This window comes from Allobosea sp. 01N443 (assembly GCF_056399325.1).
Window position 1 is genome coordinate 1 of record NZ_JBFTRC010000261.1, and the last position, 6,645, is coordinate 6,645.

Sequence of the window (6,645 nt, forward strand, 5' to 3'; positions counted from 1 at the left end):
GTCAACATGCTGCCGCCGACCACGGTCGGCGTCGCCCCGGATTTGGTGCAACGACTTGAGCGCTGACATCCTGCCGCAATATAGGCCCGTGCCGATCCCGTCCGGCCGGGGCGAAGCGCTGTCGGTGCCGGAGGCAATCGCCTACACAACGCGATGGATCGACATCCGCCTTTCGCCCGGGGAGGACTTCGACGCGCATCAGATGCGCTGGCTCATGACACAGCTCGCCATCCGGCGCTTGCCGAAACGATCAAGACAGGCGGCGACGGCTCGGCATACTCGGACCGTCTCCATCAGTCATACACAGTCCTCAGGAGGGCGCAGGCGGCGCTGAGCGACGGCAAACATCAGTGGTGGGGCAGCCCGGCTGAAGACCAGGCCCGGAAGGCTGCCGAGCGTGTGATGTGGCAGCGGCGCGATCCGGGCCGCGGATACGTGGAGGGCTACGAAAGCCGCTATCAGACCTGGCTCCGCGAGGACCAGTTCAACAGCTGCGTCGCAGACTATCTGGCGCAACCGTGGATGCGGCACCCTGTCCTCGATTGGATGCTCGTCGATGCGATCGTGACGCACGAACTGTCTAGGTTCGGGGAAGCGGTGAAGAAAGCAGAAGAACCGGGGGATCCATGGCGCCGGGGTCGCTATTTGAGGGCCCGCGGCAACCTCGAGAAGCTCCGGAAGCTCGAATGGAAGGCCGACTTCCAGCTGCAATTGGCGTCTGCCGCCTTTTTTATCGTTGTGCCTCTGTTGGGGATAGGGGCGGCCTTCCACTTTGATTGGACAACAACCGGCATATGGCTGTTGGGCATCTACACCCTCGTCGTGATCAACGAACTATGGTCGCTGGTGGTCAAGCTGATCCGTCGCAGCGTACCAGGTCCCGAGAGCAGTTCTCAAACGCTGTGGCGCGAGATGTACGAGGTCTGGCGACTGCTTGAAGGGCCGGTCGTCAACCCGATGCTCGTGGGCGCCGAGTTGGCCAGAACGACGAGGAGGGGAGCTGGATGGAACAGCGCTGCCTGGTCGATCGTCGTGCGCGCGATGGAGCATGATCCACTGGAGTGAGTCGTCGTGCCGGCCGAGCGGGACGCGGCACGCAGCGATGCCGGTCGCCAGGACGGAGCCAGATCGGCGCCGTCTCAATCGTTGAATCCCACATCGTCCGCTTCGGCATCGTAAGGCAGCTTGATGCCGCGCTGCTGGCGCTCTTCTTGGATGGCGCTGTGACGGCTTCGTCTGCTGGCCGATCGGCTGGCGCGGGTTCGGAAGGGGAGAGACCCGCCGCCGAACCCGTCTCTCGCTGATCGCTCAGAGGCCGAGCACCTTGCGCAGCTCCGCCTTGGCGGCGGCGAACTCGGTCTGGAAGTCCTGCTGCTCCATGATGCGCGCAGCGATAACCGAGCCTGCGATGCGGCCGGCGTCGATATCGGAGCGATAATGGATTCCGCCGATCACGCGGTTCCAGCCATAGATCCAGGCCCTGGCCATGATCTCGGTGCGCTTTTCCGGAACCATGTTCGACAGCACGATGCCMATCAAGGTCCCGACGGTGGTGTGGCCGGAGGGATAGGCGCCGGAATTCGAGACCTTCACCACAGGCTTGACCAGCGGGCTCGCCTGATGCGGCCGCGGCCGCTTCCAGCTGTCCTTGGCCGGATCGACCACCGCGCCCTCGGTCGCGACGATCCGATCGAAGAAGGCCGAAAAGACGGGCAGCGCCTCAGTCTTGAAGGCCGGGCCCATCACGTCGGCGAAGCGCCAGACATCCTCGACGGCATCGGCCTGGGCCAGCGCTTCCATCTGCGGCGTGCGCGTAACCTGAATGGTGAGGACCTCGCCGATCTCGGCCTTCGTCTGGACGGAGTCCGGCGCCGGGGGCGGCTTCAGGACGGCTGTGAGGTCGATCGTCTTGCCGGTCGCGAAGGGTTTCGCATCCTCGGCATGGGCGGGAGAGAAAGCCAGCGTGGCGGCTGTCAGAAGAGCGAATGCTATATGGCGCATGGTTGTGGTCCCTGTTGGCCAGGGATCGACGCTCCCCACATATGACAGTGTGATGTAGGTCAATCTCCCGCCGCGCGGTCCTTCTCGCCTTCGGTCGGCGCCCCGGCGGCGACGTCTCGAGCGATTCGCGCCAGGGACATGCCGCGCGCGCCCAGGGAGGTATTTCGCCTCCAGCGTCCTTAGCGTCTCAATTGTAGGATTCCACCTCGTCCGCTTCGTCATCGTAAAGCAGCTTCATCAGCATGACGTAGCGATTGAGCGAGGCCATGCTGAGATCGCGCAGGCATCTCTCGCGAAGCTTGAGGGCTTCTGCGCGAATGCTCAGGCGCAGTTCAGGCGTGTGGATGCTGAACGCCTCGCTCCAGTCGAGCAGATGATGCAGGTCCTTGTCCCAGACCGGGCAGGTCCGCGATTGAAATGTCCTGTGCTGCGGGGCGTCCGCCGCGATCGCAGAGGTCGCCGCCACCAAGGCGACGCATGCAAACGAGAACAAGGGCAAGAGCAGAGGCCTTTGGAGCGACCGGCCTGACATTGCAATCTCTCCCGCTCGAGGATGTAGCCAGGATTCCAGGCAGGCTCAGCCGCTCAGTCTCACCCGTCCGTGTCACCTGAAAAACCCGAGCTCGTATGTGATCTTCATCACATACGAGCTCGGACAGTTCGACAATGGTGCTGGGCGGCAATTTCAAATGGGGGGGGCAAAACGGGGGCAGAAAGAATAGATCTTCATATAGTACATATTACTTACAGCCTATATTGATAGAAACATAAACTATTGTGATTATATTATCATATTGTTGATATTCAACGTGATTCAGTAGAGTGTATTTCGTCGCCCGATATCGATCATTCATTTCCAATTTCGATTTGATCATGCCCCGATCGTTCCGGGGCCATCCAGAAGGCGCGCGCGGCTGCCACCAGCGGCCTCGCGCGCCAGTTTTCAGCGTGACCCGGTTCGGACGCGGAGGCTGTGGTTTCCGTCCGCGCGGCGTGAAGACGGTCGATCCGGGGTAGGATGGTGTCGCGCCAGTCCCGCGCCTCGCTGGGATCGCCGACGGCCTGGGCCATGCGCCGCATCCCGAAGCGTCCGAGGCCGATGATCGCGAACCGGTCGGTTTCAGCACAGGGCTCCTCCGCCGTGCAATGAGGGGAGAGGTCAGTGAACTGCCGGTCCAGGAGGGCACTCCGACCACTGGAAGGACGCTATGTCCGCGCCCCACGGATTTTGCATGGCAGCCGGCCGGTCATTGCCATGGCCAGTTGCGCTTCGCATGGCTCAATATCATGACGGCCTGTTGACAATCCCCGACGGCCGATCTCATCATTCCGGTATAGTGGAATCTTGGGAGGGATTCGATGGGGACTCGGTGGATGGCAGCGGTCCCTGGATCACGGCTTAGCCGTGCATCCGCGGCATGAATTACCGCTGGAACTGGTCCATCCTCCTGCAGGAGCCCTATTGGGAGTGGCTGTGGAGCGGCGTGCAATGGACGCTGGCCATCAGCTTGGTCAGCTGGGTCCTGGCGCTGACGATCGGTCTTGGCGTTGGCATTGCGCGCAGCCTGCCGGCTCGTGGCGCTCGCCTGGTCGCGGGCATCTATATCGATGTCTTCCGCAATATCCCGCCGCTGGTCCAGCTCTTCCTCTGGTTCTTCGTTCTGCCCGAGATCGTGCCCGAAACCATCGGGCTCTGGCTGAAGCGCGATCTGCCTTACCCTGAGTTCGTCACGGCGGTCGTCGCGATCGCCCTGTTCGCCGGATCGCGCGTCGCCGAGCAGGTCCGGGCCGGGATCGAGGCGGTCGGAAATCCGCTGCTGCCGGCCGCGCTGGCAACGGGGCTTCGTCCTGTCCAGGCCTTCCGGCTGGTCGTGCTGCCGCTCGGTCTTCGCGCCATCGTCGGGCCGCTGACCTCCGAATTCCTGATCACGATCAAGCTGTCATCGCTGAGCCTGACGATCGGTGTCCTCGAACTGACGGCGCAGAGCCGCCATGTCGAGAACTATACCTTCCAGGGGCTCGAGGCCTTCACCTTCGCCACTGTCGGCTATCTCGTCATCGGCTTGTGCGTGACGGCGCTGATGCGCCTCATCGACGACCGCATCGGCGGCTCGGCCCTGCGGAAGGCCGCGACATGAACGATTTCGACTGGGGCGTCATCGCCCGCTCCTGGAGCTTTCTCGCCGAGGGCATGGCGCTGAGCGCGCTGCTCGTGCTGGTCGCGACCGTGGGCGGGCTGGTGCTCGGCTTCGGCCTCGCCCTGATGCGGCTGTCGACCCATCGCTTCATCGCGGTGCCGGCTGCGGCCTATGTCACCGTCATGCGCTCCCTGCCGCTCGTGCTGGTGCTGTTCTGGTTCTATTTCCTGATCCCGCTGGCGATCGGACGGCCGATCGGCTCGCTGATGTCGGCGCTGATCGCCTTCGTGATGTTCGAGGCCGCCTTCTACTGCGAGATCATCCGCGCGGGCATCGCCAATGTCCGCAAGGGGCAGGCTGAAGCCGGCCTCGCCACCGGCCTGCGTCGCAGCCAGGTGATGCGCCATATCGTCATGCCGCAGGCGCTGCGGGCGATGATGCCGCTGGTCCTGAACCAGATCGTCATCGTCTTCCAGGACACGTCCCTGGTCTATGTCGTGGCGCTGCATGATTTCCTGACGACAGCCAGCATCGTCGCCTCGCGCGATGGGCGGCCGACCGAAATGTATACGCTGGTCGCCGTCGTCTATCTCATCATCTGCCTGTCGGCGACGAAGGCGGTCGAGTTCTACAGGAAGGGCCGCACGACATGATCGCCGTCGAGGACGTGCACAAATCCTATGGCAAGCTGCAGATCCTGCGCGGCTGCTCGGCAACCGTTCGCCAGGGCGAGGTCGTGGTGATCTGCGGCCCGTCGGGCTCGGGCAAGAGCACGCTGATCAAATGCGTCAATGGCCTCGTGCCGTTCGAGCGCGGCACGATCACCGTCAACGGCGTCTCGGTGTCCGATCCCAGGACCGACCTGCCGGCCCTGCGCTCGCGCATCGGCATGGTCTTCCAGAGCTTCGAGCTCTATCCGCACATGACCGCGCTGGAGAATRTCAGCCTGGCGCAGATCCATGTCCTGAAGCGCTCCCGGGCCGAAGCCGATGAGCGCTCGGAGAAGATCCTGATGCGGGTCGGGCTCGGCAACAAGCTGACGAGCCGACCGAGCCAGCTCTCCGGAGGCCAGCAGCAGCGCGTCGGCATCGCACGCGCGCTCGCCATGGACCCGGCCGCCATGCTGTTCGACGAGCCGACCTCGGCGCTCGATCCCGAAATGATCAACGAGGTGCTGGAGGTGATGCAGGAACTGGCGCTAGAAGGCATGACCATGATGGTCGTGACGCATGAGATGGGCTTCGCGCAGCGCGTGGCCGACCGGGTGCTGTTCATGGATGGCGGCGAGATCCTCGAGGACACGCCCAAGGCGCAGTTCTTCACCGCCCCTGCGACAGAGCGCGCCAAGCAGTTCCTGACCAAGGTCCTGACACACTAGGCCGCCGGCATGACAGAGCTGAGCGCCCCCCAGATCGGACCGATCCTCCAGCGCCAGCGCAAGGCGCGGGGGTTGACGTTGCAGCAGCTCGCAGCCGTCTCCGGCGTGTCGAAATCGATGCTGTCGCAGATCGAGCGGGGCGAGGCCAATCCAACCTTCGCGGTGCTCTGGAGCCTGACGCGTGGGCTGCAGATCGAGATTTCCGCACTCCTCCAAGGCAGCGAATCCTCGCCCGGCGGCAGCGCGATCGAGATCGTCCCGCCGGAGCATACGCCGGAGATCCGCAGTGCCGACGGTTCCTGCCAGCTGCGCATCCTCAGCCCGCCGAGCCTGGCCGGCACGGTCGAATGGTATGATGTCGAGATCGCCGGCCATGGCCGGCTCGACAGCGCCGCGCATGCGCCGGGCGCGGTCGAGCATTTCACGGTCCTGTCGGGCCAGTTCGTCATTGCGAGCGGGTCCTCGCGCTATCCGGTCAAGGCCGGCGAGACGGCGCGCTATCCCGTGGATGTGCCCCACTCGATCTGCAACGAGCTTGATCAGCCGGCCCGCGGCCTGATGGTTCTGCTCTACCAGAAGGTCCGGCAGGAGCGAGGTTCTACTTGAGCGTGTTCCGTTATAGTGGATTCAACCGGGCCGCCGTGAGGCCTGGACCCCCGCAGGTCCCGGCTCCCGCGCCGGCTCGCCGCCGCCCCTTATCGTCCCCCGATCCAAAGGCCCAAATCCCATGCGCGTGAGTATCCTTGGAGCAGGCGCCGCCGCCTATGGCGCTGCCGCCCAGCTTTCGGTCAGTGGGCATGATCCCATGCTCTGGTCGCCCTCCGGCCAGGGCACGACCGAGCTGGCGGCGGGGGCCCCCTTGCGGGCCAGCGGCGCGATCGAGGCGAGTTTCCATCCCCGCATCGCCCATGGCGCGAAGGAGGCCGTGACCGGTTCCGACGTGGTGATGCTGGCCATGCCGGGCAACGCGCACAAGATGGCGCTGGAGGCGACCGCCGAGCATCTGCGCGAGGGGCAGCCGGTCATCATCAGCTCGCACGCCTCCTTCGGGGCGCTCTATCTCTCGCGGCTCCTGGCCGCGCGCGGCATCCGCGCGCCGATCATCGCCTGGGGCACGACGCTGACGAC

General features: G+C 64.4%; 9 protein-coding genes. 6 read left to right on the plus strand and 3 right to left on the minus strand.

The features are described from left to right. Window positions 1–153 precede the first annotated feature (153 nt). Complete coding sequence (locus AC1DRP_RS33835) at window positions 154–1,065, plus strand: hypothetical protein (protein ID WP_441506912.1); 912 nt, start codon at window positions 154–156, stop codon at window positions 1,063–1,065. Window positions 1,066–1,308: 243 nt separating this feature from the next. On the opposite strand, the gene AC1DRP_RS33840 is transcribed toward AC1DRP_RS33835, so the two are convergent. The 3 genes from AC1DRP_RS33840 to AC1DRP_RS33850 form a co-directional block, all read right to left on the minus strand. Then, window positions 1,309–2,001: an acid phosphatase gene (locus tag AC1DRP_RS33840; RefSeq protein WP_476770815.1), complete on the minus strand. Its 693-nt coding sequence runs from the start codon at window positions 1,999–2,001 to the stop codon at window positions 1,309–1,311. 187 nt (window positions 2,002–2,188) lie between these two features. Further along, the gene (locus AC1DRP_RS33845; protein WP_441492911.1) at window positions 2,189–2,467 is read right to left on the minus strand and encodes a hypothetical protein; all 279 of its coding nucleotides are present in this window, start codon (window positions 2,465–2,467) and stop codon (window positions 2,189–2,191) included. Window positions 2,468–2,847: 380 nt separating this feature from the next. Continuing rightward, on the minus strand, window positions 2,848–3,072 hold the full coding sequence (locus tag AC1DRP_RS33850; RefSeq protein WP_441506910.1) for a hypothetical protein: 225 nt from the start codon (window positions 3,070–3,072) through the stop codon (window positions 2,848–2,850). Between the two features lie 347 nt (window positions 3,073–3,419). Here AC1DRP_RS33850 and AC1DRP_RS33855 point away from each other — a divergent pair, with 347 nt between their 5' ends. From AC1DRP_RS33855 to AC1DRP_RS33875, 5 genes are all read left to right on the plus strand, one after another. Then, the gene (locus AC1DRP_RS33855) at window positions 3,420–4,139 is read left to right on the plus strand and encodes an amino acid ABC transporter permease (RefSeq protein WP_476770816.1); all 720 of its coding nucleotides are present in this window, start codon (window positions 3,420–3,422) and stop codon (window positions 4,137–4,139) included. Then, window positions 4,136–4,792, plus strand: a complete 657-nt coding sequence (locus AC1DRP_RS33860) for an amino acid ABC transporter permease (RefSeq protein WP_441492914.1) — start codon at window positions 4,136–4,138, stop codon at window positions 4,790–4,792. Before AC1DRP_RS33855 ends, AC1DRP_RS33860 begins: the two co-directional genes overlap by 4 nt. Further along, complete coding sequence (locus AC1DRP_RS33865; RefSeq protein WP_476770817.1) at window positions 4,789–5,517, plus strand: amino acid ABC transporter ATP-binding protein; 729 nt, start codon at window positions 4,789–4,791, stop codon at window positions 5,515–5,517. The genes AC1DRP_RS33860 and AC1DRP_RS33865 overlap by 4 nt, the downstream gene beginning before the upstream one ends. 9 nt (window positions 5,518–5,526) lie before the next feature. Then, entirely contained in the window at window positions 5,527–6,123 is a 597-nt protein-coding gene (locus AC1DRP_RS33870; RefSeq protein ID WP_441492916.1) for a helix-turn-helix domain-containing protein, read from the plus strand. 121 nt (window positions 6,124–6,244) lie between these two features. Beyond that, on the plus strand, window positions 6,245–6,645 hold a 401-nt coding region (locus AC1DRP_RS33875; RefSeq protein ID WP_476770818.1), incomplete at its 3' end, for an NAD(P)-binding domain-containing protein.